The organism is Streptomyces viridiviolaceus, from assembly GCF_014650995.1.
In the GTDB taxonomy this organism is placed as follows: domain Bacteria; phylum Actinomycetota; class Actinomycetes; order Streptomycetales; family Streptomycetaceae; genus Streptomyces; species Streptomyces viridiviolaceus.
In genome coordinates this window covers 82,470-106,188 of the sequence record NZ_BMWA01000002.1, presented here as the reverse complement: position 1 = coordinate 106,188, position 23,719 = coordinate 82,470, and the positions used below count along the sequence as shown (strand labels likewise).

Here is a 23,719-nt window from a genome sequence, read left to right as displayed (position 1 = left end):
TCAGTTCTCACAAACACCAGTAGCGTATGGGCGCCATCACTCTGCCGAGATTCTCTGTTCCCTAAGGACCGGTACCTTTGAAGATCGTGCGCCGCATCGGTGTGCCGCCCAGCGCCCGAGGCAGTGCGTCGGGATCCACCTGCCCCGACGTGTTCGAACTGAGCGACGGCAACTTCGCCGTCATCGGAACCGAGGCCACCGAGGCGCTGGAGCGTGAGCTGCCCGCCGACGCCGCCCGCGCCGACTACGAACGCATCGTGGTCGTGAGCCGAGAAACCCTGATCCGCGCCAAGGCGGACATCCCCGACGTCTGACCTCACCGCCCACGTCCCCGGCCGCACCCGCCATCGGCCGACCCGGACCCCCACCGTCGAGCAGTCCGGCACCCCGTCCCTGCTCGACGCGACCGACGAGGCCTGGCGCCGGAACGGCACCAGGCCGCACGTCTCCCTCAGCCCGTCACGGACACCTGGGCCGACGCTGCCGGGCCCCACGTACCGCGTCACCGACCGGCCGTTCGCCCAGCGCCTGTGGACCCGGCTCAGCGGGCGGTCCGCGGACGAGGCGTCGCCGCGCGTCCTGGACACGGCGCTCGCTGCTCGTCGACCAGGACCTGGCGGCCTCGACCCCTGTTCGTGTCGAACACCGCCCGCCACATCCCCCGCACGCCGAAGTCGACCAGGCACTCGCCGTGCTCACCGCGTCGCCGGCGTGCTCGCCACGGCAGGGGGCACGCACGCCCTGGAAGAGGACAGGAAGCGTCCGCTGCGCGTGCGCCCCGGCGGGCTGTACTCCGGCGGTCCGAGACCGGCGCGGCCACTGCCGGAGTAGTGGTCAGGCGCGGCTGGAGGTCGCCGCGGCTCAAGTCAGGTTAGGCTCACCTCTGTGAGTACGTGCTCAACCGTCTCCCGGGACCTCGCCGAGCCCCTCGCAGGCACCGCGCCCGCCGCGAGGACCTGGCTGCTGGTCGAGCAGCCCGGCCCGTGGGGAGCCAAGGCCCTCACGTCGAGCCACCTCGACCCCGCGCTGGGCCGCGCCCTGGAGACGGCCGCCAAGGGGACGGGCGTGCGCGTCGCGCTCATCCGCCGTCCCGGCCGCCACGCCGACTGCGGCGCCCCCACGCGGCGCCGGGTGTACGCGGCCCACACCGCGCCGGGGAACGTGTGGCTGCACGGCGCCACGATCACGGACCCCCGGCGGCTGCTCGAACTGGACTTCCCGGCGCTCGGCAGGGGGGACCGCCGTACCTTCGACACGGCGCTCGGCGGCGGCCCGCACACGGGTGACCCGCTCGTCCTCGTCTGCACCAACGGCAAGCGCGACCGGTGCTGCGCCCTCCTCGGCCGACCGCTGGCGTCCGAACTCGCCGCTTCCGGGGCCGAGGGTGTCTGGGAGGTCACCCATCTCGGCGGTCACCGTTTTTCGCCGACGCTGCTCGTGCTGCCGTACGGATACGCGTACGGGCGCGTCGAGGCCCACACCGTCAAGGACATCCTGCGCGGCGCGCGGGAGGGGCGGATCCTCGCGGAGGGCTGCCGCGGGAACTCCGCGTGGGAGCGGCCCGGCCAGGCGGCCGAGCTGGCCGTGCGCACGGAGGCGGACGAGGACGCGGCTGAGGCGCTGAGCGTCGTACGGACCGACGGTACGGCACCGCGCTGGGAGGTGACCGTGGCCCACACGGACGGACGGCACTGGCGGGTCGCCGTCACCCAGGGCGGCTCACTGCCTCCCCGCCCGGAGAGCTGCGGGGCATCGGTGCTGGGCTCGCCCGCGCGGATGGAGGTCACGGCGGTGCGCGAGCTGACGGTGACGGCGGCGCTGGCCGGCTGAACCCGCCCTCGCGCGGGACCCGTGCCGCCCGAGCACGCCGGCGGGCCGGAACCCGACCGGGAGATCCGCGCCACACCCCTCTACGGCGCCCCGCCCGCTCCCACGTACCGTCATGGGTATGAGCTCCCCTCCCCCCGTTCGCCGTCTGCGCCTCGGCCTGCCGCGGCGGATGTTCTCGCAGGTGCTGCTGATGCAGCTGGCGATCGCCGCGGGAGTCGCGGTGCTCGCGACCGGACTGTTCCTCGCACCCCTCGGCGACCAGCTGGACGACCAGGCGATGCGCCGGGCGCTCGCGATCGCGCAGACCACCGCCCAGCAGCCGCAGATCGTGCGGGACCTGCGCGGCACCGCTCCGGCACCGGACGGGCCGGTACAGGAGGAGGCCGAGCGGATCCGCGAGGCGACGCAGGCGGAGTACGTCGTCGTGATGGACCGGCAGGGCGTGCGCTGGTCGCACACCGACCCGCGGCGGATCGGCGAGGTCGTCTCCACCGACCCCGGACAGGCCCTGGCCGGCCGGGAGGTCATGGAGATCGACGACGGCACCCTGGGACGCTCCGCACGCGGCAAGGTACCGCTGCGCGACGACGACGGCCGGATCGTCGGGGCGGTCTCGGTGGGCATCGCCTACGACAGCGTCCGGGCCCGGCTGATCCACGCCATCCCCGGGCTGTTCGCGTACGCCGGCGGCGCCCTGGCCGTCGGCGCGCTCGCCGCCTGGCTCATCTCGCGCCGGGTCCAGCGGCAGACCCGTGACCTGGCCTTCTCGGACATCGCGGCGCTGCTCGCGGAGCGCGAGGCCATGCTGCACGGCATCCGGGAGGGTGTCGTCGCCCTGGACCGCAGCGGCCGGATCCGCCTGCTCAACGACGAGGCGCAGCGCCTGCTCGGCATCGGCGGCGAGGCCGTCGGCCGGTCACCCGACGAGGCACTCGGCGAGGGCCGCACGGCCGACGTCCTGGCCGGCCGGGTCACCGGTACCGACCTGCTGACCGTCCGTGGTCAGCGTGTCCTGGTCGCCAACCGGATGCCCACCGACGACGGCGGCGCCGTCGCCACCCTGCGCGACCGCACCGAGCTGGAGCAGCTCGGCCGGGAGCTGGACTCGACGCGCGGCCTGATCGACGCGCTGCGCGCGCAGGACCACGAGTACGCCAACCGCATGCACACCCTGCTGGGGCTGCTCGAGCTGGAGATGTACGACGACGCGGTGGAGTTCGTCGGCGAGGTGGTCGGCGACCACCGGGCCACGGCGGAGCAGATCACCGAGCGGATCCGGGAGCCCCTTCTGGCCGCCCTGCTCGTCGGCAAGGCGACCGTCGCGGCCGAGCGCGGAGTCGCCCTGTGGGTGTCGGACCGGACGCGGCTGCCGGACCGTCTGATCGATCCCCGCGGGCTCGTCACGATCGTGGGCAACCTGGTGGACAACGCGCTCGACGCCGTCGCGGGCACCGCGCACGCGCGCGTGGAGGTCGAACTGCGTGCGCAGGGGCGTACCGCCATCCTCCGGATCCGCGACACGGGGCCCGGTGTCCCGGCCGAGCACCGTGAGCTGGTGTTCACGGAGGGATGGTCCACCAAGGAACCGCCGGCCCACCGCCAGCGGGGCATCGGGCTGTCCCTGGTGCGCAGGCTGGCCGAACGGCAAGGGGGCAGCGCCACGGTCGGCGAGGCGCGCGGCGGTGGCGCGGAGTTCACCGTCGTCCTGCCCGAGGCGCTGGCCGAGCCGGACCCGGAGCCGGCCCTCACCGCTCTCGCGAAGACCGCTGCCGAGGAGGAGTCCCGATGATCGAGGTCCTGGTCGTGGACGACGACACGCGGGTCGCGCGGGTCAACGCCGCCTACGTCGAGAAGGTGCCGGGCTTCCACGTCGCCGGCGAGGCGCACAGCGCGGGGGAGGCGTTGCAGAGCCTGGAGACGCTGCCGCGGATCGACCTGGTCCTGCTGGACCACTACCTGCCCGACCGGACGGGTCTGGAGGTCGTCCGGGAGATGCGGCGGCGCGGCCACCAGACCGACGTGATCATGGTGACGGCCGCGCGGGACGTGGCGACCGTGCAGGCGGCGATGCGGCACGGTGCGCTGCAGTACCTGGTCAAGCCGTTCGCCTTCGGGGGGCTGCGCGGCAAGCTGGAGGCGTACGCGGAGCTGCGCCGCACCCTCGACGGCGGCGGCGAGGCGGAGCAGGCCGAGGTGGACCGCATCTTCGGAGCCCTGTCGGCGCCGTCGGAGCCCGGGCTGCCGAAGGGGCACTCCCCCGCCACGGCCGAGTCGGTGCGTCAGTGCCTGATCAAGGCGGACGGCCCGCTGTCGGCCCAGGAGATCGCCGAACGGACCGGGGTGAGCCGCCAGACCGCCCAGCGCTATCTGAAGCTCCTGGAACGCACGGGACGGGCCAGGCTGACCCTCAAGTACGGCGACGCCGGCCGTCCGGAACACCGTTACGAGTGGGCGACCCGCAGCTGAGCGTGCCGGGCGGGCCGTCGCGGACCTCGCGGCGCAGGGCGCTCACACGGCCCCCGCCCCCGTCAACGACCGCACCTCAGTCTCGGCGTGCTTGGCCACGTCCGGGGGCTCCGCCGAGGTGACCGTGCCGAGCCAGCCCGCGACGAAGCCCAGCGGGATCGAGACGATCCCCGGGTTCTGCAGCGGGAAGTACTGGAAGTCGACGCCCGGGAAGAGGGACTGCGGGCTGCCCGACACCACCGGGGACAGCAGTACGAGCACCACGGCCGGCAGCAGGCCACCGTAGACGGACCACACGGCGCCACGCGTGGTGAAACCGCGCCAGAACAGCGAGTACAGCAGGACCGGGAGGTTCGCGGACGCGGCGACGGCGAAGGCGAGGCCCACCAGGAAGGCGACGTTGAGGTCGCGGGCGAGCAGGCCGAGGGCGATGGCGACCGCGCCGATGCCGACGGCGGCGACACGTGCCACGGCCACCTCGCTGCGCGGCTCGGCGTGCCGGCGCCGCAGGGACGCGTACAGATCGTGGGCCACGGACGCCGAGGAGGCCAGGGTGATTCCGGCGACCACCGCGAGGATGGTGGCGAAGGCGACGGCGGCGACCACCGCGAACAGAACCGTTCCGCCCGTGGAGTCGGCGCCTCCGCCCAGGTCCAGCGCCAGCAACGGGACCGCCGTGTTCCCGGCGGCGTTCGACTCGCGTACCGCGTCCGGCCCGACGACGGCGGCGGCGCCGAAGCCGAGCACGATCGTCATCAGGTAGAAGCCGCCGATGAGCCCGATCGACCAGACGACCGATCGCCGTGCGGCGCGGGCCGTGGGCACGGTGTAGAAGCGGGACAGGATGTGCGGCAGCCCCGCCGTGCCCAGGACCAGGGCGAGCCCCAGGCTCATGAAGTCGAAACGGGAGGTCCAGTCCCCGCCGTACGCCAGCCCGGGCGCCAGGAACCCCTCGCCGTGACCGCTGCGCTCGGCCGCCGTGCGCAGCAGCCGGTCGATGTCGCCGTGGAAGCGCACCAGGACGAGGGCGGTGAGCGCCACGGTGCCGCCGAGCAGCAGAACCGCCTTCACGATCTGGATCCAGGTGGTGGCCCTCATCCCGCCCAGCGACACGTAGATCACCATGAGCGCGCCCACGCCGATCACGGTCCACGCCTGCGCCGCCTCGCCGGTGCCTCCCAGCAGCAGCGCGACCAGGCTGCCCGCTCCCACCATCTGCGCCACCAGATACAGCACGGACACGGCGACCGAGGACGTTCCCGCGGCGATGCGCACCGGCCGCTCCCGCATGCGCGCCGCCACGACGTCCGCGAGGGTGAACCTGCCGCAGTTGCGCACCAGTTCGGCGACGAGGAACAGCACGACCAGCCAGGCCACCAGGAAGCCCACCGAGTACAGCATGCCGTCGTAGCCGTAGAGCGCGATGAGCCCGGAGATGCCGAGGAAGGAGGCGGCCGACATGTAGTCGCCCGCGATGGCAAAACCATTCTCCATCGGAGAGAAGAGGCGGCCCCCGGCATAGAACTCCTCCGCCGAGCCGTGCCGGTTGCGGCTCACCCACGTCGTGATCCCCAGCGTGACGGCGACGAACGTGCTGAAGAGCAGCAACGCCAGCGTCTGGTGGTCGCCCGTCACGACGCACCGCCTCGGGCACCGCGGGTGAGCTCCTGGGTGTCCCACCGCAGTTCCAGCGCCGCCCGGTCCCTGCGCAGCCGCGCGTGCCGTGCGTACGCCCAGGTGAGTAGGAAGGTGGTGAGGAACTGACCCAGTCCCGCCACCATCGCCACGTTCACGGCCCCGGTCACCGGCCGCGCCATCAGCCCGGGTGCCGTCGTGGCCGTCACCACGTAGACGACGTACCAGAGGAAGAAGGTGACGACCGCCGGCACCACGAACCGCCGGTAGCGACCGCGTACCTCGCGGAAGGCCGCGCTGCGCTGAACCTCCAGGTACACGTCGGCGGCGGCCCGGGGCACCTCCCCGGGCTCCGTGCGAGCCGGCGGCACGGCCGCGGCGGGAGCCCCCGCACCCGCGGACTCACCCCAGCCGGAGGCCAGCGCGTCGTACCAGGGGTCGTCGTACCTCGGGCTCGCGCACGTCTCGGCGGAGTCCCCGTCCCGATCGTCGCGGTTGCCGACCGCGCTGTCGGGACCACCCCCGGCTCCGCGGGGACGCTCGTTGCTTGACTGCATGCCCAAGGATGGACAGAACGGGAAGATCCCCGACTCTTCTTCCCTCCGCTCTTCACCCCATCAGGTGACTGGAGGTGACTCGCCACGGGAACCGCAGGTCCACGACCCCGGGCCCGGAGCGGCGAGCTCGAACCGGCTCGGCCACCCCGGGCCCGGCCCCGGCGCCCGGCTAGGCGTCGATGCGCGACCGGTCCAGCGTCGCCGCGGAGCTGGAGATGAACTCCTTGCGGGGGGCGACGTCGTTGCCCATCAGCAGGTCGAAGACGTGCTCCGCCGCCTCGAGGTCGGTGAGGTTGATCCGGCGCAGGGTACGGCGCCGTGGGTCCATGGTCGTCTCGGCCAGCTGGTCCGCGTCCATCTCGCCGAGGCCCTTGTACCGCTGGATGGAGTCCTTGTACCGGATGCCCTTGCTCTGGAACTCCATGAGCTTGTCCCGCAGCTCCCGGTCCGAGTACGTGTAGACGTACTTGTCCTGGCCCTTCTTCGGCTGGATGAGCTCGATGCGGTGCAGCGGCGGCACGGCGGCGAACACCCGGCCCGCCTCGACCATGGGCCGCATGTAGCGGTGGAACAGGGTCAGGAGCAGCGTACGGATGTGGGATCCGTCCACGTCGGCGTCCGTCATCATGATGATCTTGCCGTAGCGGGCCGCGTCGATGTCGAAGGTACGGCCCGATCCGGCTCCTATGACCTGGATGATCGCACCGCACTCGGCGTTCTTCAGCATGTCCGTCACGGACGACTTCTGGACGTTGAGGATCTTGCCGCGGATCGGCAGCAGCGCCTGGAACTCGGAGTTCCGGGCCAGCTTCGCCGTGCCCAGCGCGGAGTCGCCCTCGACGATGAACAGCTCGCTGCGCTCGACGTCGTCGCTGCGGCAGTCGGCGAGCTTCGCCGGCAGCGAGGAGGACTCCAGCGCCGTCTTGCGGCGCTGGGCGTCCTTGTGCTGGCGGGCGGCGATGCGGGTGCGGGCCGCCGCGACGGCCTTCTCCATGACGACCCGTGCCTGCTGGGCCGCGTCACGCTTGGTCGAGGTCAGGAACGCCTTGAGTTCCTTGGTGATCACGTTGTTCACGATGCGGCGGGCCGCCGAGGTGCCGAGCACCTCCTTGGTCTGCCCCTCGAACTGCGGCTCGGCGAGGCGGACCGTCACGACCGCCGTGAGGCCCTCCAGCGCGTCGTCCTTGACGATGTCGTCCTCGGCGACGCGCAGCAGCTTCTTGGCGCGCAGTACCTCGTTCATCGTCTTGGCGACGGCCTGTTCGAAGCCGGCGACGTGGGTGCCGCCCTTGGGGGTGGCGATGATGTTGACGAACGACTTGACCGTGGTGTCGTAGCCGGTGCCCCAGCGCATCGCGACGTCGACGCCGAGGTCGCGGGTGACCTCCTTGGGCGTCATCTGACCGTGCTCGTCCAGGACGGGGACCGTCTCCTTGAAGGTGCCCTGCCCGGTGAAGCGGAGGACGTCGCAGACGGGCCTGTCGCTCGCCAGGAACTCGCAGAACTCACTGATGCCGCCATCGAAGCGGAAGGACTCCTCGCCCTTGCTGCCGCCCTCGCCCAGGCCGAACTCGTCGCGGACGACGATGGTCAGGCCGGGCACCAGGAAGGCGGTCTGGCGGGCGCGCTGGTGCAGCGTCTCCAGGGAGAGCTTGGCGTCCTTGAGGAAGATCTGCCGGTCGGCCCAGTACCGCACGCGCGTGCCGCTGCGCGTCTTGGGGATCTTCCTGGCCTTGCGCAGTCCGCCCTTGGCCTCGAACTTGGCGTCCGGCCCGGTGGCCGCGAACGCGCCCGGTACGCCACGACGGAAGCTGATGGCGTGGGTGTGGCCGTTGCGGTCCACCTCGACGTCCAGCCGGGCGGACAGGGCGTTCACCACGGAGGCGCCGACGCCGTGCAGACCGCCGGAGGCGGCGTACGAGCCGCCGCCGAACTTGCCGCCGGCGTGCAGCTTGGTCATGACGACCTCGACACCGGACATGCCGGTCTTCGGCTCGACGTCGACCGGGATGCCCCGGCCGTTGTCGCGGACCTCCACCGACGCGTCGTCGTGCAGGATCACCTCGATGTGGTCACAGTAGCCACCGAGGGCCTCGTCGACGGAGTTGTCGATGATCTCCCACAGGCAGTGCATCAGACCGCGGCTGTCGGTCGACCCGATGTACATGCCGGGGCGCTTGCGCACGGCCTCGAGCCCCTCGAGGACGAGCAGGTGCCGCGCGGTGTAGTTGGAACCGTCCCGGTCTGCTCCTGCCAGCAGCGCAGTGGACGGCACGGACGTCTCGGCGGTCACGCGGTTCGCTCCTCGCTGAATTTCAGATGGGGCCCTATTGGGTAAGGGCGCGGCTTGGTTCACCGCTGAGAGGGTACCGAGCCCAGGTAGAGCCGTTGTAACGCCACCCTCGTCGGGGACTCACCCTAGTCCACGGTCGCATACCTGTTCGATCCCTCGATGGAGTGAAGTACACATCACGTTCCCTTCGAGGCATGAACCATTTAGGCTCCGGGCACGTCCTGATGAACAAACCGGCAACCCAGCCGGCGGGACCGACACTGACCGACTGCGCGAACCCGTACGACACACAGACACGCAATACGGCACATTCGCCGCCAACCGGCAACAGCCGGCCCCTCGGAAAGATTTTTTCGAGGAAAAGCCACGAGCGGGAACGTTTTGGGGCTGGTTGGATGTTGACCCTGGTACGACAGCTCGTCGAGCTAGAGAAGAGGCGACGTGACTACTGTTCTGACTTCCGCGAGCCCGCTGACGGCCGCTGATCGCTGCGACCGCTGCGGCGCCCAGGCGTACCTGCGCGTCGTCCTGCTGAGCGGCGGAGAACTGCTCTTCTGCGCCCACCACGGGCGCAAGTTCGAGCCGGAACTCAAGAAGATCGCCGCTGAGATACAGGACGAGACGGAGCGGCTGACGTCCGTTCCGGCATCCGCCTCCGAGGAAGAGCGCTGACACTACGCGCCCAACGACGAGCGAGACCGGCACAGGCCGATCGACGGGCGGCCGCCTCTGGGATGCAGAGGCGGCCGCCCTCGCTCGTACCCCCGACGGACCCTGCAGAGGCCGTCAGGCACCTTTCTGTTGCCGTGTGGAGGCGTCCCAGCCCAGCGCGCGCAGCACGGCTGAGATGCGCGTGTAGACGCCCGGACTGCCCGGACGCCCGCAGCCGCTCCCCCAGGAGACAAGCCCGATGAGCTTCCCCTGGGCGACGAGCGGTCCGCCGCTGTCCCCCTGACAGGCATCCGGACCACCGGCCTCCTCACCGGCGCACAGCATGGTGTCGGTGAGATACCTGCCGTCGTCGCTCTCGGCGTACGCTTGCTTGCAGAGCGCGTCGGGCAGGACGCGTACGCGTGCGGCCCACAGTTGGTTCGCGTAGTCCCCGGCCCCCGAGGTGTCCCCCCACCCGTAGACGACCGCCCCGGTCCGGGGCGCGTAGGCGGGGTCGCCGTCGGCCGCCATCCCGATGGAGGCGCCGGCCGGAAGGGCTTCCGACAGGGTCAGCACGGCGAAGTCCCCGGAATTGCTGAGGGCGTCGTGCGCCGGGTTCACCCAGACATCGCGTACGGAAATCTCCTGGCCCTCGTTCGAGAGCAGGTTCGTGCGGCTCGCGATGACCTTCAGGTCGCGCACCTGCTCGGGCGGCGCCCCGAGGACCTCCTCTTCCATACAGTGAGCCGCCGTGAGCACGGTGGTCCGGCCGACGGCCACTCCCCCGCAGAACTGCCCCGCACGCGTACCTCCGAACCGGTCACGACTGGACAGGGCCACGGTCCACGGACTTTCGGACACATCGACCGGGAAGCCTCCGACGACGATGCTGTCGGCGGGCGCAGGGGCGGCGGACACCAGCGGTATCGCGGTCGCCGCGGCCGCCAGGACCAGCGGCCGGGCCAGTGCCCGGGCAAGGGGGCGACGCATGCAGGCTCCTCACTCCGAGGTGGTCATGGGACACCCAGGGTGATCCAGTCGTCCCCGCCCCGCACCCGCTGGCCAGCACGAAGGCCCGGCTCCCCACCTGGGGAGCCGGGCCTCTTCCGTTCCGGGACGGCGACCTAGTCGAGGTAGTCGCGCAGCACCTGGGAGCGCGACGGGTGACGCAGCTTCGACATGGTCTTGGACTCGATCTGGCGGATGCGCTCACGCGTGACGCCGTAGACCTTGCCGATCTCGTCGAGGGTCTTCGGCTGACCGTCGGTGAGACCGAAGCGCATGGAGACGACGCCCGCCTCGCGCTCCGACAGGGTGTCCAGGACGGAGTGCAGCTGCTCCTGGAGGAGCGTGAAGCTGACCGCGTCGGCCGGGACGACGGCTTCGGAGTCCTCGATGAGGTCGCCGAACTCGCTGTCGCCGTCCTCGCCCAGCGGGGTGTGCAGCGAGATGGGCTCGCGGCCGTACTTCTGGACCTCGATGACCTTCTCGGGGGTCATGTCGAGTTCCTTGGCCAGCTCCTCCGGGGTGGGCTCGCGACCCAGGTCCTGGAGCATCTGGCGCTGGACGCGCGCGAGCTTGTTGATGACCTCGACCATGTGCACCGGGATACGGATGGTGCGGGCCTGGTCGGCCATGGCGCGGGTGATCGCCTGACGGATCCACCAGGTGGCGTACGTGGAGAACTTGTAGCCCTTGGTGTAGTCGAACTTCTCGACCGCGCGGATCAGACCGAGGTTGCCCTCCTGGATGAGGTCCAGGAAGAGCATGCCGCGGCCGGTGTAGCGCTTGGCCAGCGAGACCACCAGACGGAGGTTGGCCTCCAGCAGGTGGTTCTTGGCGCGGCGGCCGTCCTCGGCGATGATCTCCAGCTCACGCTTGAGCTTCGGCGCCAGCTTGTCGGCGTTGGCCAGCTTGTCCTCGGCGAACAGACCCGCCTCGATGCGCTTGGCCAGCTCGACCTCCTGCTCGGCGTTGAGCAGGGGGACCTTGCCGATCTGCTTGAGGTAGTCCTTGACCGGGTCGGCGGTGGCACCGGCCGCGGCGACCTGCTGCGCGGGGGCGTCGTCCTCGTCCTCGTCGGACAGCACGAAGCCCGCGTTCTCGGTGCCCTCGGGCTCGTCGGCGACCTTCGTCTCCTCGAGCACCTCGTCCTCGAGAATCTCGCCGTCGTCCTTCTTGGCGGTGGTCTTCTTGGCCGCCGTCTTCTTGACGGCGGTCTTCTTGGCCGCCGTCTTCTTGGCGGTCGTCTTCTTCGCCGCCGCCTTCTTGGCGGGCGCCTCTTCCTCGACGGCGGGGTCGGTGGCGGGCGCCGCCGGGGTGGCGGGGGCGGTGGCCTTCCTGCTGGTCACCGTCTTCGCCGCGACCGTCTTGGTGGCGGTGCGCTTGGCGGGACTCTTCGCTGCGACGCTCTTTCGGGTGCGCTTGGGCTCTGCGGCACTGACCATCAGCGTCACACCCTCTTCCTCGAGGATCTGGTTGAGGCTGCGCAGTACGTTCTTCCACTGAGTGGCCGGAATCTGGTCAGCTTCGAAGGCCCGACGCACGTCATCGCCGGCGATCTGCCCCTCAGCCTTTCCCCGCTCAATGAGCGCCATGACAGAGACGGACTCGGCGATCTCCGGCGGGAGCGTACGGGATGTGCTGGCCGACACGAACAACCTCTCGGAACGTTGGAAAACGGCTTCCGGCCCCGTCCATGGCGGACAGGGGCCGACCGCCGGCTTGGGGATGGGCCGACGGCGCGGGCGGGCGCCGGGGAAGATGCACAGCGCCATGAACGGCGTCCGTATTCCCTCCGCGGCTGTCACCTCTTAGGTCATCGCGTTGTTCCCACGAGCGTTACGCCCAATCCGCGTGGCCCGAGTCACACCCCGTAAGCGCTCAAAACCAGTCAGACCTGGACAAACAAGGTCATCAACGGTCTGGTCCGACCGCACCGAGGGATCACCGTCTCATCACACCATCGACCTACGCCATCGGACCCCGCGGAATCGCGAGGATTCCGCGGGGTCCGCGGCTGCGGCGAACCGGCCGGCCACTGCCATAGGAGGGGGATGACATGCCCGGCCCGCCCGCCGTTGCGGCGGAACGCGGTCAGTGCTCGCGCGGGGCGGGCACCACCCGTTCCACCTCGGGGTGGACGGTGAGAAGCTGACGCATGGCCGCCTCGGCCGCGGCTCCGTCGCCCGCGGCGAGGGCGTCGACGATCCTGCCGTGCTGCGCCAGCGAAGCGTCGTTCGGCCGGTCACAGCCCGTGACCGGGCCGCCGGAGACCTGCAGCGCCGCGGACACGATCCCGGAGAGGTGCTCCAGCATGCGGTTACCCGCGACCTGGATGAGCAGCGTGTGGAACTCGGCATCGGCACGCGAGAAGGTGAGCGCGTCACCCTGACCCATGGCGTGGCTCATGATCCCGACCATGTCGGACAGGCGCTGCTGGACGTCCTCGCGCCCGTGCCCGGCGGCGAGGCGGGCGGCGAGCGGCTCGATCGTCCAGCGCAGCTCGCTGAGCTCCCGGCGCTGGTCGTCGCGCTGCGGCCCGAAGGCCCGCCATTCGATGATGTCCGGATCGAGGAGGTTCCAGTCGCTGACGGGGCGCACGCGCGTGCCGACGTTCGGGCGGGCGCTGACCAGGCCCTTGGCCTCCAGGACGCGGAGTGACTCACGGACTACGGTACGGGACACCTCGAAACGCTGGCCGATCTCCTCGGGCACCAGCGGACGGTCGGCGCCCAGGTCGCCCGAAACGATCATCTGGCCCAGCTGCTGGATGAGTTGCCCGTGCAGTCCGCGCCCGCGGCTGCCCGCGGCGCGCCGACCCACGCGGCCCAGCTCGGGCTCCACCCCTTCCCAGGCGGGCGTCCCGACGCGGTCGACGGCGGACGCCTCGGCGTAGGGATAGCGGTCGAGTTCGCCCGGGTTCGTCATGCCGGAGTCGGCGGAACGGGCGGCGGTCATCATGGTGTGCGCAAGGGTACTCACGCATCCTTTGTCGGCGCCGTTTCCAACTCCCTTGAGGTCTTTGGTGAAAAGCACACGAAAGGGTGATCGCTCACCCCGTCGCAATTGACGCCTTATCGGAAAGAAATGGGCTTTCCCCGGGGGAGTTGTGCACACGGCCGGATCGGAAGGGTGCGGACTGCTGTCATCGGACCCTGCTGCGCAGGTTCGTGAACAGATAGGCGCAGAGCAGAGCGGTCAGCGACAACGTCAGCGCGCTGCCGACAGGTTGGCCGATGACGCGCAGCACACCGGCCAGGTAGCGTTCCCCGCCGAAGGGCCACTGCGTCAGGAACACCTCGCGCAGCCGCAGCGGCAGTCCGGCGGCGGTCCGCACGGACGGGCCCTCCCAGACCCTTTGTACGAGGGGTACGACGAGGACGGGCACCGCTACCACCGCGGCCAGCCCGGCCGTGGTGGACCGGAAGACGCCCGCGGCCAGCACCCCCGCCCAGGCGCATCCGACCAGGAGTCCGATCCAACCTGCGCCCAGGGAAAGCCAGTCGGAGGGGAACCGCGCGACTTCCCCTCCGTAGAAGAGATAGAGCATCTCGGCGTCGCAGCCGACCGTGAGGACGGCCAGCGCCACGGCCGTGGCCGCCGAGACGAGGAGTTTGGCGGTCAGCAGCCCCAGCCGCCGGGGTACGGTGCCGCGGTCCGCCGCCAGGGCGGGGTGGCGGAACTCGTCGCCGAAGGCGAGCGCGCCGAGGAGTCCCGCGCCCAGTGCCGCGGGCGGCAGCGGCAGCTCGCGCGGCCACGCGACCAGCAGACGCGGCTGCGGGGTGTGCCCGATGCGTGCCAGGAGCACCGCGGTGACGGCGGACACGAAGAGAACGGCGGCCCCGGTGACGAACCCGGTGCCGATGCCCGCCGCACGGCGGAGTTCGTAGCAGAGCGGGCGCAGCGGGCTGGGGGCGGAGCGGACGGAGATGGGAGGCGGCAGCGTGGGCAGGGCGCCGGAGGAGGTGGCTTCGGCCGGGCTGCGGGGGTAGCGGGGGTTCGGGGCGCGCCGCGGGCCCGTGGCTGCGCCCGAGGGGCGCGGGTCGTCGGCGAGGGGGCGGGCGTGCGCAGCGGGCGAGATCGGTGCCTCGTCGGCCGCGGGCTGGGGGGCGTCGGTCGAGGGACGGGGGTGCTTGACCGAGGACCGGCGGGCATCGGCGAGGTTCTGCGGCTCCGCGCTCGCGCCCTCGGGCTTTCCGGAGAGACCCTGAGGCCCGGCGGTCATGGAGGGGGGCCACTCGGCAGGGGATGTCGGCTCCGTGAGCGGGGACGGTCGGGACGAGCCGGTCGACGGCTCGGCCCGGTCGGCGAGAAGCGGACGCGTCAGGGTGTCGGGCAGGTCCGTGTCGGCCGACGCCCGGAGTTCGTCGGCCGGCGACCGGGGGTGGTCGTCCGCCGGCTCCTGGCCTTCGTGGTGCGGTTCGGGTTCGGCCGTCGAGGGTCGCGCGGCGGCAGCGGGACGCCGTGCTCCCTGGGGCAGCGATCCGTGGGGCACCGGTCCGCCGTCGTCGGCGGACGTCTGCTTCGCGTCGGCCGACTCGGATGCGGCAGCCTGCTCCGGCGGCTCGGCCGGCGAAGGGAGCGCGATGGCCGACTGCCGGGTGGGGCCCAGGGCCGCAGCACCTTCGGACGCCTGGTGCCGGCCGGTGTGCGCCGTACCCGCTCCGGGGCCCATGTCTCCTACCTCGTCGGCCAGTTGGTGTACGAGGATCCCGTTCCGGAACGCCGTTTCCCCGACATCGGCGCACGTACTGCCGTAGACGGCGAGGCGGTTGCCGCCCTCGCGTACGACCTCGACGGAGCGGCGTGCCGTGCGGGCCTCCTTGGTGAGGGAGGCGGCGAGCCGGGCCGCGTGCGGGCTGCGGACGGCGACGCGCGGGCGCAGCCGGGTGCGGGAGAAGTCGGCGGCGTCCTGGTCGGCGACGACTCTGCCGCGCTCCAGCGTGACGACGTGGTCGGCGGTGCGTGCGGCTTCCTTGGGGTCGGCGGTACTGAACAGGACGGTGCCGCCCTGCGCCGCGTAGGCGCGCAGGGTGCCGTGCAGCCAGCGGGCCTCCCGGACGGAGAGCGCGCCGGCCGGGTCGTCGAGCACCAGGGTGTGCGGATCGGCCAGCAGGGCGCAGGCCAGGCCGAGGCGGCGGTCCATGCCGCGTGAGAGCGTGCCGAGGCGTTCGTCGCGCAGGCTCACAAGCCCGACGACCTCCAGGACTTCGTCGGCGCGTCGGCCAGGAACACCGGCCGCCGCGCACAGCATGCGGAGGTGGCCGCGGACCGTGCGCGCCGGATGTCCCGGGACATCGCCCAGCAGCACGCCGACTTCGCGCGACGGATGGGCGACGCGGTGCAGGGGACGGCCTCTGAAGTAGGTGATGCCACGGCCCCGTTCGAGTTCGAGCATGAGTCTGAGCGCCGTCGTCTTGCCGGCGCCCGACGCTCCGAGCAGTGCGGTGACGCGGCCTGCCCGCGCCTCGAAGGAGACGTCGTCGACGGCGGGTGCAAGCTCCTTGCGAGGGTTGCTGGTCAATCCGAAAGCCTGGATCACCCGCAGCAAGATAGCGCGCCTAGTCCATTTTTTCGGTCATCACAGGGCATTTCGGGCATATAGCACTACACCTGGTCGGCTGCCAGCCCGAATTCGTCCCGGGATTTCGTTCCCGCCCGGCGTCACACCTCGGGGCGCAGCATCGGAGGATTGAGGAGCGTGGCGCCTCCGGCACGGAAGAGCTGAGCCGGGCGGCCACCCTGGCGCGTGGTCGTGCCGCCGGTCGGGACGAGGAACCCGGGAGTGCCCGTCACCTTGCGGTGGAAGTTGCGCGGGTCGAGTGCCACGCTCCACACCGCCTCGTAGACGCGGCGCAGCTCGCCGACGGTGAACTCGGGCGGGCAGAACGCGGTGGCCAGCGACGAGTACTCGATCTTGGAACGAGCCCGTTCCACCCCGTCCGCCAGGATCTGCGCGTGATCGAAGGCCAGCGGCGCCAAAGGCTCGCCGTCGCGGCCGTGACCGACCTGCCCCAGCAGTTCCTCGACCGGTGCCCAGCGCGCGTTGCTGGCGTCGCCGCCCGCCCGCGGTGCGGGGAGGTCGGGGGCGAGGGCGAGGTGGGCGACGCTCACCACGCGCATCCGGGGGTCCCGGTCGGGGTCGCCGTACGTCGCGAGCTGCTCCAGGTGGGCGCCGTTGTCCTGGGCGGGCGCGGCGGGGTCGTGGACGCAGAGCCCCGTCTCCTCGGCCAGCTCCCGCGCCGCCGCCTGCGCCAGGTCCTCGTCGGCCCGCACGAACCCACCGGGCAGGGCCCAGCGCCCCTGGAACGGCGGCTCGCCCCGGCGCACCGCCAGCGCACACAGGGAGTGGCGGCGCACGGTCAGCACGACCAGGTCCACAGTGACGGCGAAGGGTGGAAAGGCTGACGGGTCGTAGGGCATGCGGCGATCATAGTCGTCTGCCTGACGATAAACACTCCCTCGGTCGGCTGCATCGGCGGCTGCTCCGCCGCGGTCCAGCGTGCCTCTCGTCGCCTCCCCCGGTCGTCGTTCCGTGCCGCGTCGTACCAGGTCACACCCCTAGCTGCAGCCCGTCGGCCGCCTCTTCGACCATGGCCATGCCGAGCCGACTGACCCGTACGGAGAAGGGGGCTTCGGCGACTCGCAGTCCCGTCAGTCCGATCTCGCCCAAGGGGGCACTGCGCAGGGGGTGCAGGGTGACCGTCCCGGCCGGGGCGTCGGGGCGGATGCCGGCGAGCGTGGTCAGCAGCAGGACACCGGCTGCAGCCGCCGTGGCCGCGGGACGGCAGGCCGCCGGGTGGGGCAGAGGGGTGCTTCCGTCGGTGCGCCGCTCCCCCGCGTACATCTCGGGCAAGCGGTGGCCGAAGGCGTCGGCCGCGGCCAGCACGCCTCTCAGGAGCGAGCCGGCCTCCCTCTCGTACCCGGCGGCGGCCAGTCCCGCGACGGCGACCGCCGTCTCCTGGACCCGTACGGCGCCCGCGCGATGGCCGAAGGGGTTGTACCCCGCCTCCTTCACGGCGAGCCCCCGCAGTCCCCAGCCCGAATCCATGGCCGGGCTGCCCAGCAGTCGGGCGAGATGGCCGGTCCGCACCGCGTCGAGCAGACCCGGCGCCTGCGTGCCGCCCCCGAGCAGCCCCGTGTCGAGGAGGTGGGCGGCGGCCGCGCCCAGGTGCGGAACCAGGCGCCCGTCCGGGGTGCGGGCCGCCGCGGGCCGGCCGCCGCCAGGGCCGTCGACCCAGAAGTCGCGCCGGAACTCCGTCCGCAGGTGGCGGGCCCACTCCCGCAGTCCGGGGCCGCCCGGCCTGCCGCAGGCGTCGAGCAGATCGGCACCGAGCAGGGCGGCGCGGTGGGCATGGGCCTGGGTCTCGCAGCGGGCGGGACCTTCGGGATGCGGCTCGTGCAGGTACGTGCCGTCTCCCACGGTGGTCCGCAGCCAGCTCAGACAGCGCTCGGCCGCCGGCAGCAACTCTTCCGTCGCCTGATCGGCGAGCCCCCAGCGGCGGGCCTCCGCGAGGAGCACGGGAAAGAGCAGGGTCGCCTCGGTCCCGGTGCAGCCCGGTGGCAGGTGCGGGCCGGCGTCACGTCTCGGCCCGGGGATCATGCCGCACCCCGGTCCTGTGCCGAGGCCTTGGGTGCGGGCGAGGGAGCGCAGGGTGCCCGCGGCGAGCCGGGTGCCGAGGGGGAGCGCCATCCGGGCGGCGACGAGTGCTTCCGCGGGGGCGAGGCCGCACCGCCAGGGGGCGCCGGCGGCCAGATGGGTGTCGGCGGGATGGGCGGGGTCGCGCAGCAGCAGGGCCCTGAGATCCTCGATGCTCGTCCGTAGCAGCGCGGTGGCTTCGGGAGAGTCGCCGGCCGCTTGCGCCAGGGCCAGCGGGCTGGTCGCGCCGCGACCCACGGGCCGGACCGGACCGGCGCCCTCCGAACGCACCCGCAGTTCGAGGCTGGTGCTCGTGCCCGGGGGCAGCACGAATTCCCACCGCAGCAGTCCGGCCGAGGCCAGCGCGTCGGCGGGCGGCGGCACGGCCGTGACCGACGAGTCGCCGTCGGCGCAGGACCAGCGCAGGCCGGAGGCGTGGACGTCGGCGGGCAGCTCGGGCCCCGCTGTGCCCGAGGCGATCGCCCCCAGGTCGGCGAGGTCCGTGCCGAGGGCCACCTCGACCGGCAGCCGCAGCGGGCGGGATGCCCAGCTGTGCAGCGTGATCCGCTCCGTGCCGTCGGCGTGGCGGGTTCGTTCGATCACGACGTCCGGGTCCGGTCCCGACGCGGTCGACGTCCGGAGCGTGCCCACGAAACGGGCCTGGTCGGCGCCGGTCGTGCGGGCCTGCGAAGGGAGCGGTTCACGCCCGGCCACGCGGAGGTGGCACCGGGAGAGCAGGCGTCGGCCCGCGCGGTAGAACCCTTCGAGTCCCTGACCGGTCAGTTGGCCGTGTTCCGCCGAGATGGCGAAGTGGGGAAGGGCGACACAGATCATGGCGGTGTGCGCGGGCGGCAGGCCGGCGGACCGGAGCGGGGACGGAAGTGGGGCACCGCTGTGCGGGGCGGCCGGCCCCGACTGCGGCCACGGAGACGAAGGGGACTGCTTCTGCCCCGCCGGTGAGCCGAAGGGTTGCCCCGAGCCGGGACCGCGGACGTGCGCCGCCGGCCGGCCGGGACTCCGGTTCGGGCCGACCGGTCCGAGCGGCCGGGCGGGACCGCTGCCGGGCTTGAAGGGAGAACGCCCGCCCCGGTCTGCGGCTGAACCGATGTCCGTGACGGCGGAGGGCGAAGTCCGCTGATGCATGGGAGGGCTTCCTCTACGCTCGGTGTGCCTCGGGCTTCTACGGCGCCGTGTGAGGGTTCGGTGGAACGGATGCGGGGCATATCGGCCGGTCCCGGCGTTACGCCACTCAGGTGAACGCAGCGGGCGTCCTCCGGGTCACGCCCCGGCGGCCTCATGGCCCCAGGAGACGTCGGCAGCCGAGAAAGGGGCACGGGCCGAGGACGCCCGGTCCCGAAGGTGGCGGCGCCTCTGCTCCTCATGTCGCCCTCGCGGCTGGGCGCACGGACCGGGGCCCGCCAGGCCCAGCTCGACGTCCGACGCCCGTGGACGACTTCCCCTGGTCCGGTGATCGCCGGCGACCCGGCGGTGCCGAGCGCCGTGCCGGATCGGTCAGCCCGCTGCCCCGGTTCCGTGTTCTCCCGCACGCGCGTCTTCCGGACCTGAGCCCCGACGGCCCACCGCTCCCCCTCCGGAGGCTCGCGGACGCACACGGCTCGTCGACGTGTCCCCGGGGCGCTGGCCGCCGCCCGGGGTGCGGGGACGAACGACCTTGGCGCCCGGCTCACGGCCTGGGGTCCGCACACGGCGACGGACTCCGTCCCCGGACACGGTGGAGCGAAGGCGCCGCCGACGGCCGGGGGTGGCCGCCGCAGCGGGCGTGGGCTCGGACTGCCGGCGGTCCGCCGGCCCGTCGGCGACCTCACCACCGTCCGGTACAGCGGCGTCCGTGCGTCCGCGTCCCCCTCGCTCCGCCCGCAGGCAGCGTCGGATCGATTCCGGATCGAGGCCCTCGTTGCACGCCTGGTGCAGGAGGCGGGCGAAGAGATAGTCGGGGTCGGCGCCCAGGGCCATGGCCAGTGCCTCGCGGGCCTCCAGTTCGTCCCCTGTGGACCAGGCGACCCACCCCGCGAGCGTGAGGGGGGCGGCCGCGTGTTCGCTGTACGGTCCGACGCAGCGTCGGGCCAGGGCCCGCCAGAGACGAAGGGCGGAGCCTGCCTCGGTGCCCTCCATCCACTCGGCCGCGCGGTCGCGGGTCGTGCGGTCCTGCAGGCCCAGGATCAGCCGCGCGGCCTCGTCGTGTCCCAGCAGTTGGTCGTCTCGCAGATCGGCCATGATCGAACCGGACACGGGCGGGGCGTCCGCGAAGCGATCCATGATCAGTTTCGCCAGGTCCAGCGTCTCCTCGGCCACCTCCGCGCGGCTGCCCTCGTCCAGGATCCTGGAGACCAGCGTCATGCCGGCCGCGTCGAGCGCGACCTCTTGTTCGAGGGCGGCCGAGTTCTCCCAGGGAAGCAGCCTGGCCCTCAGCTCCCGCAGCGAGCCGCGCACCTGGATGCCGGCGTAGGTGGCCGCGGCGGCCAGCACGGACGTGCCCGGCAGCGCCATCGGGACTCCCTCGGCCGGGCAGCAGGCGTCGTCGTCACAGCAGTACGACCAGAAGCGGCCGTCCGAGATGCACAAGGCCTCGACCACCGGTACGTCGCGGGCACCGCACTCGATGCGCAGTTTCTGCGCCAGCGGCCTCAGTCGCTCCATCACCTGCCGGCCGGACTCGCCCGGCGACGGCTCCTGGCAGACGTAGGCGACCATCCGCTCGGGCCGGGCGCCCCGGCGCTCGCTGCCGGACACCAGACCGTGGACCAATTGGCGGGCCGCGCCTGCCCAGTCCTCCGTGTGCGTGGGAATGCCGAGACGGGCCCGGCCGCCGAAACGGCCCCGTCCGTCCCGGTCGTGCAGGGCGACCAGGACGATGCTGTCCTCGGGGCGGTGGCCGAGCAGGTAGGGCAGGGCATCGGCCAGTTCGGCCGGGGTGCGCAGAGTGACCTGGTGCTCGTCGCCACGATCGTCGTACGAGGTCCGGGCGGCCCGCGTCGGCCTGGCGCGCCCGGTGATGTCGCCGTTCTCGGAGGATCCAGTCGTTTCGCTGTGGTTCGTCATGGCCCGACGATCTCGCGGATTTTAAGGTTCCGCTTTGCCCTGTGGATAAGTCCGAGCATGAACGCGTCACTGCCCGCCGCCTCCCGCCCACCGTGCCCGCGCCGCCACCCCGGTCGCCCATGCCGCGCCTCCCGGGCGACAGCCCGTTCCTCCTGGCAGAGGCTGCCAAACCTCCCGGCAGACGCCCCACCCACCGATCCGCCCTCCACGGCTTCGGGCCCGTCCACCCGGCGGCTTGCGGCCCCGTCCCGCCCGGCTGTCAGTCCCGTCCTGTTCTATGGAGGGCATGGAGCACACGAGCAACACGGATCTCCGGACAGCCGCCGATGCGGTACTCGCCCGTCTCGTCGGGGACGCATCCGGCACCGCCCGGCTGCGCGACGACCAGTGGCGGGCGATCCAGGCGCTGGTCGCCGACCGGCGCCGCGCCCTGGTCGTCCAGCGCACGGGATGGGGCAAGTCCGCGGTCTACTTCGTGGCGACCGCGTTGCTGCGCGCCAGGGGCAGCGGCCCCACCGTCATCGTCTCCCCGTTGCTCGCGCTGATGCGCAACCAGGTGGATGCCGCGGCCCGGGCCGGCATTCACGCGCGGACCATCAACTCCTCCAACACCGAGGACTGGGACGCCATCCAGGGCGAGATCGCCACCGGCGAGGTCGACGTCCTCCTGGTGAGCCCCGAGCGGCTCAACAACCCGGACTTCCGTGATCAGGTGCTGCCCAAGCTCGCCGCCGCGACCGGCCTGCTCGTGGTGGACGAGGCACACTGCATTTCGGACTGGGGTCACGACTTCCGTCCGGACTACCGGCGGCTGCGCACGATGCTCACCGACCTCCCGCCCGGAGTGCCGGTACTGGCGACGACCGCCACCGCCAACGCGCGCGTGACCGCCGACATCGCGGAGCAGCTCGGCACCGGGGGCACATCGGACGCGCTGGTCCTGCGCGGCCCGCTGGACAGGGACAGCCTGAGCCTGGGGGTGCTGCGACTGCCCGACGCCGCTCACCGGATGGCCTGGCTCGCCGACCACCTGGAAGAGCTGCCGGGTTCCGGGATCGTCTACACCCTCACCGTGGCCGCGGCCGAGGAGGTCACGGCCTTCTTGAGGCAGCGCGGTCACACCGTCGCCTCCTACACCGGCAAGACGGAGAACGCCGACCGGCAGCAGGCCGAGGAGGATCTGCTCGCCAACCGGGTCAAGGCACTGGTCGCCACCTCGGCCCTGGGCATGGGCTTCGACAAGCCCGACCTGGGATTCGTGGTGCACCTGGGCTCGCCGTCCTCACCCATCGCGTACTACCAGCAGGTCGGTCGCGCGGGACGCGGTGTCGAGCACGCCGAGGTGCTCCTGCTGCCGGGGAAGGAGGACGAGGCCATCTGGGAGTACTTCGCCTCTCTGGCCTTCCCGGCGGAAGACCTGGTGCGCCGCACCCTGGACATTCTCGCGCGCGCGGAGAAGCCCCTGTCCCTGCCGGCCCTGGAGCCCCTGGTGGAGCTGCGGCGCTCCCGCCTGGAGACCATGCTCAAGGTCCTCGACGTGGACGGAGCGGTGAAACGGGTCAAGGGCGGCTGGATCGCGACCGGGCAGCCGTGGACCTACGACGCGGAGCGGTACGCCTGGGTGGCGCGGCAGCGGAAGACCGAGCAACAGGCGATGCGCGACTACGCGTCGGCCACGACGTGCCGGATGGAGTTCCTGCAGCGTCAGCTGGACGACGAAGGCGCCAAGCCCTGCGGTCACTGCGACAACTGCGCGGGCGCGCGCTTCACCGCGGACACCTCCACCGCCGCGCTCGACGCCGCGCGGGTCGATCTGGGCAGGGCGGGCGTCGAGGTGGAGCCGCGCCGCATGTGGCCCACCGGGCTTCCGGCGATCGGCGTCGAACTCAAGGGGCGCATTCCGGCCGGGGAACAGGCCGCGTCGGGCCGGGCCCTGGGCCGGCTGTCGGACATCGGCTGGGGCAACCGGCTGCGGCCGATGCTGGCTGCCCAGGCTCCGGACGGCCCGGTGCCGGACGATGTGGCGAAGGCCGTCGTCACCGTGCTGGCCGACTGGGCGAAGGGCCCCGACGGCTGGGCCACGGGCGCGCCGGACGCCCCTCCGCGTCCCGTCGGCGTGGTGACCGTGGCCTCGCGCACCCGGCCACAGCTGATCCACACGCTCGGTGCGCGCATCGCAGAGGTCGGGCGGCTTCCCCTGCTCGGTTCGATCGATTACTCGGGCGAGGCCGCCCGGGTGTCCCGCAGCAACAGCGCCCAGCGCCTCAAGGCACTCGACGGCACACTCGTGGTGCCGCCCGCCCTCGCCGCCGAGCTCGCCGGTCTGAAGGGTCCGGTGCTTCTCGTGGACGACTACACCGAAACCGGCTGGACTCTCGCGGTTGCTGCCCGCATGCTCCGCCGCGCGGGCGCCCAGGGAGTGTTGCCCCTGGTCCTGGCCGTACAGGGCTGATCCCGCCCGGCGGCTCACGTCCCCGGGTGAAGCACTCACCCTCGGCGCCTCGCTGGAGTGCCCCGCGCGGTGAACGCGCCTGCCGGGCGCAACCCCGGGGCTTCACTCGGCGAAGCCCTGGGTAGGGATATAGA

Annotated in this window: 16 protein-coding genes and 1 pseudogene; 7 read left to right on the top strand and 10 right to left on the bottom strand. The window is 72.2% G+C overall.

Going from position 1 to position 23,719, the window contains the following annotated elements; genetic code table 11:
- The first annotated feature begins 77 nt into the window (after positions 1 to 77).
- The 5 genes and pseudogenes from IE260_RS02585 (at position 78) to IE260_RS02570 (ending at position 4,296) form a co-directional block, all read left to right on the top strand.
- Positions 78 to 314, top strand: coding sequence for a hypothetical protein (locus IE260_RS02585; protein WP_189868788.1), 237 nt, complete (start codon positions 78 to 80; stop codon positions 312 to 314).
- 199 nt (positions 315 to 513) lie between these two features.
- Positions 514 to 831 (top strand): annotated as a pseudogene (locus IE260_RS41440) (citrate synthase); the annotation flags it as partial.
- 54 nt (positions 832 to 885) lie between these two features.
- Positions 886 to 1,830, top strand: coding sequence for a ferredoxin family protein (locus tag IE260_RS02580; protein ID WP_189868787.1), 945 nt, complete (start codon positions 886 to 888; stop codon positions 1,828 to 1,830).
- Between the two features lie 118 nt (positions 1,831 to 1,948).
- Positions 1,949 to 3,619, top strand: coding sequence for an ATP-binding protein (locus IE260_RS02575; protein WP_189868786.1), 1,671 nt, complete (start codon positions 1,949 to 1,951; stop codon positions 3,617 to 3,619).
- On the top strand, positions 3,616 to 4,296 hold the full coding sequence (locus IE260_RS02570; protein ID WP_189868785.1) for a response regulator: 681 nt from the start codon (positions 3,616 to 3,618) through the stop codon (positions 4,294 to 4,296). Before IE260_RS02575 ends, IE260_RS02570 begins: the two co-directional genes overlap by 4 nt.
- Positions 4,297 to 4,338: 42 nt before the next feature.
- Here the strand turns inward: IE260_RS02570 and IE260_RS02565 are convergent, their stop codons facing one another.
- The 3 genes from IE260_RS02565 to IE260_RS02555 all read right to left on the bottom strand — a co-directional run bounded on the left by IE260_RS02565 (position 4,339) and on the right by IE260_RS02555 (position 8,781).
- Positions 4,339 to 5,931 carry a monocarboxylic acid transporter gene (locus tag IE260_RS02565; RefSeq protein ID WP_189868784.1) on the bottom strand — a complete coding sequence of 531 codons (1,593 nt, stop codon included), beginning with the start codon at positions 5,929 to 5,931 and terminating at the stop codon, positions 4,339 to 4,341.
- Positions 5,928 to 6,488 (bottom strand): DUF485 domain-containing protein, encoded by a 561-nt coding sequence (locus tag IE260_RS02560; protein WP_189868783.1) that lies wholly within the window; start codon positions 6,486 to 6,488, stop codon positions 5,928 to 5,930. The genes IE260_RS02565 and IE260_RS02560 overlap by 4 nt, the downstream gene beginning before the upstream one ends.
- A 169-nt stretch (positions 6,489 to 6,657) precedes the next feature.
- Complete coding sequence (locus tag IE260_RS02555; protein WP_189868782.1) at positions 6,658 to 8,781, bottom strand: DNA gyrase/topoisomerase IV subunit B; 2,124 nt, start codon at positions 8,779 to 8,781, stop codon at positions 6,658 to 6,660.
- Between the two features lie 441 nt (positions 8,782 to 9,222).
- On the opposite strand from IE260_RS02555, the gene IE260_RS02550 reads away from it, so the two are divergent.
- Positions 9,223 to 9,453, top strand: a complete 231-nt coding sequence (locus IE260_RS02550) for a DUF7455 domain-containing protein (RefSeq protein WP_103783682.1) — start codon at positions 9,223 to 9,225, stop codon at positions 9,451 to 9,453.
- 114 nt (positions 9,454 to 9,567) lie between these two features.
- Here the strand turns inward: IE260_RS02550 and IE260_RS02545 are convergent, their stop codons facing one another.
- From IE260_RS02545 to IE260_RS02515, 7 genes are all read right to left on the bottom strand, one after another.
- Positions 9,568 to 10,422, bottom strand: a complete 855-nt coding sequence (locus IE260_RS02545) for a S1 family peptidase (protein ID WP_189868781.1) — start codon at positions 10,420 to 10,422, stop codon at positions 9,568 to 9,570.
- 134 nt (positions 10,423 to 10,556) lie between these two features.
- On the bottom strand, positions 10,557 to 12,086 hold the full coding sequence (locus IE260_RS02540) for an RNA polymerase sigma factor (RefSeq protein WP_189868780.1): 1,530 nt from the start codon (positions 12,084 to 12,086) through the stop codon (positions 10,557 to 10,559).
- Between the two features lie 442 nt (positions 12,087 to 12,528).
- Positions 12,529 to 13,416: a FadR/GntR family transcriptional regulator gene (locus IE260_RS02535; protein ID WP_189868779.1), complete on the bottom strand. Its 888-nt coding sequence runs from the start codon at positions 13,414 to 13,416 to the stop codon at positions 12,529 to 12,531.
- Between the two features lie 163 nt (positions 13,417 to 13,579).
- Positions 13,580 to 15,976, bottom strand: a complete 2,397-nt coding sequence (locus IE260_RS02530; protein WP_189868778.1) for an ATP-binding cassette domain-containing protein — start codon at positions 15,974 to 15,976, stop codon at positions 13,580 to 13,582.
- Between the two features lie 122 nt (positions 15,977 to 16,098).
- A complete protein-coding gene (locus IE260_RS02525; RefSeq protein WP_189868777.1) occupies positions 16,099 to 16,857 on the bottom strand; it encodes an NUDIX hydrolase in 759 nt (252 codons plus the stop codon).
- A gap of 130 nt (positions 16,858 to 16,987) precedes the next feature.
- Entirely contained in the window at positions 16,988 to 18,907 is a 1,920-nt protein-coding gene (locus IE260_RS02520) for a glycogen debranching N-terminal domain-containing protein (protein WP_189868776.1), read from the bottom strand.
- 678 nt (positions 18,908 to 19,585) lie between these two features.
- Positions 19,586 to 21,133: a DUF4192 domain-containing protein gene (locus IE260_RS02515; RefSeq protein WP_189868775.1), complete on the bottom strand. Its 1,548-nt coding sequence runs from the start codon at positions 21,131 to 21,133 to the stop codon at positions 19,586 to 19,588.
- A 286-nt stretch (positions 21,134 to 21,419) separates the two neighbouring features.
- On the opposite strand from IE260_RS02515, the gene IE260_RS02510 reads away from it, so the two are divergent.
- On the top strand, positions 21,420 to 23,585 hold the full coding sequence (locus IE260_RS02510) for a RecQ family ATP-dependent DNA helicase (protein ID WP_189868774.1): 2,166 nt from the start codon (positions 21,420 to 21,422) through the stop codon (positions 23,583 to 23,585).
- Positions 23,586 to 23,719: the final 134 nt, after the last annotated feature.